Origin of the sequence: Rhodococcus artemisiae (assembly GCF_036327795.1) — a bacterium.
Classification (GTDB): Bacteria; Actinomycetota; Actinomycetes; order Mycobacteriales; family Mycobacteriaceae; genus Rhodococcus; species Rhodococcus artemisiae.
This window is the reverse complement of the sequence record NZ_JAUTXY010000046.1, coordinates 1-1195: the sequence shown is the minus strand read 5'-3', so window position 1 is coordinate 1195 and position 1195 is coordinate 1. Positions and strand designations below refer to the sequence as shown.

The window sequence follows — 1195 nt, the reverse complement described above, 5'->3', positions numbered from 1 at the left end:
GCGGCGCTCAAGGAGTACGGGGCGCTGCGGCGCACCATTTACGCCGCGAGATACCTCTCCGATCCGGACTACCGGCGCAAGATCTCGCGGCAGCTCAACAAGGGCGAGTCGCTGCACGCGCTGCGCCGCGACCTGCTCTATGCCCATGAGGGGATGATCCGGGCGCGCCACCTCGAGGACCAGACCGAGCAGGCCTGGTGCCTGACCTTGACGACCAACGCTGTGATCGCCTGGACCACAGAGTATTACGGGTTCGCTGTCGAGCAGATGCGCCGGACCGGGCAGCGTATCGATGACGAGGTCCTGGCCCACATCAGCCCGGCGCACAGCGCCAACATCAACTTCTTCGGCGCGATCGAAGTCGACATCGACGCCGAACTCGCCGCCCTCGGCCCGACGGGCTACCGGCCGCTGCGGGTGCGCGACACCTTGTTCTGACCGCGCGGAACCGGGGCCCGTGGTTACGGCGTGGCGATGTCGATAGCGGTGTCTGCTGGCGTGGGTGTTCGGTGGGCGGTGAGGAAGTTGTCGACGAGCCGGGTGCAGTCGTCGTGGTCGATGCTGCGTAATCCGGTGAGACGGGCGAACACGATCGGGCCGAGGAGTTCGATGATGGCGAAGGTGGTGTCGAGCTCGCCGAGCATCGCGCGGGCCTCGGGACTGGTGAGGATCTGGTCGAACGGGTGGCGGTACTGCTCGATGACGCGCGCGCGCAGCGAGGTGACCGCGGCCGGGTCGGGGTGGTCCTCGCCGATGGAACCCATCGCCAGCCAGGCCAGGGTGGTCATCTGCACCGGAGCCTGTTCGATGAGGTCGGCCTGGCTGGCGAGCAGCGCCAGGAGCCGCTCACGCACGGGCCCGGTGCCGGTCGGTGTGTCGACCTGGGGAAGTAGTCGTTCGAAAGTCGCCGCGAGCAGCTGGGTGGTGCTGCCGAAGTGCCGGTAGAGGGTGGCGCGGGCGACCTTCGACACGCGGGTGACCGCCTCGACGGTGACCGCCTCGACACCGCCGGTGGACAGCAGATGGGTGGCCGCGTCGAGCAACCGGTTGCGTGAGCGCGCCAGTCGCGGATCGGCCTGCTCGTCGTCCGCGGCGAGCGGGTCGGTCGCCGCCGGGCCTGGGTCGGTCATGGACGCGCCTTCCTCCGAATTCGTGTCGTTGAACTCTTGATATGGGTGAACTCTATCCCACCCCC

At 68.2% G+C, this 1195-nt stretch carries 2 protein-coding genes; one reads left to right on the top strand and one right to left on the bottom strand.

Features of this window, described 5'->3' with window-relative positions; genetic code table 11:
* The coding region (locus Q7514_RS33090) for a Tn3 family transposase (protein WP_330137388.1) at window positions 1–438 on the top strand (438 nt) is incomplete at its 5' end.
* A gap of 23 nt (window positions 439–461) precedes the next feature.
* On the opposite strand, the gene Q7514_RS33085 is transcribed toward Q7514_RS33090, so the two are convergent.
* Window positions 462–1130 (bottom strand): TetR/AcrR family transcriptional regulator, encoded by a 669-nt coding sequence (locus Q7514_RS33085; protein ID WP_006554624.1) that lies wholly within the window; start codon window positions 1128–1130, stop codon window positions 462–464.
* Between the last annotated feature and the right edge of the window lie 65 nt (window positions 1131–1195).